This window comes from Desertibacillus haloalkaliphilus, assembly GCF_019039105.1.
In the GTDB taxonomy this organism is placed as follows: domain Bacteria; phylum Bacillota; class Bacilli; order Bacillales; family KJ1-10-99; genus Desertibacillus; species Desertibacillus haloalkaliphilus.
This window is the reverse complement of sequence record NZ_JAHPIV010000394.1, coordinates 1-366: the sequence shown is the minus strand read 5'-3', so window position 1 is coordinate 366 and position 366 is coordinate 1. Positions and strand designations below refer to the sequence as shown.

The 366-nt window shown below is 39.6% G+C and carries 1 pseudogene; it reads left to right on the top strand.

Features of this window, described 5'->3' with window-relative positions:
* Window positions 1–105: 105 nt before the first annotated feature.
* A pseudogene (locus KH400_RS22480) lies at window positions 106–366 on the top strand (nicotinate-nucleotide diphosphorylase (carboxylating)); the annotation flags it as partial.

The window sequence follows — 366 nt, the reverse complement described above, 5'->3', positions numbered from 1 at the left end:
CCTTTGGTCAAGTACGTACGTTGCATTATCGAAAGAAAAAGGTGCGCAAATCACACAAAAAGAAAAACGACACCTTGTACTCGAAAATATCTAGGGGGAGAGAGAATGAACAAGTTATTAGTAAAAAAACAATTAGAGCATTTTTTTATAGAAGACCTTGGTGAAAGTGATGTTACGAGTGAATCGGCCATTTCAACTAGTGCAATTGGGAAAGCGAAAATTGTAGCTAAGGGGAATGGGGTAATGGCTGGTTGCGATTTACTGACATGGGGATATGGCATGTTAGATTCTACGATCTCAGTTCAAGTGTTGGTTTCAGATGGCGAAGAATTTCAAAGAGGGGATACGATCGCTATTTTAGAGGGA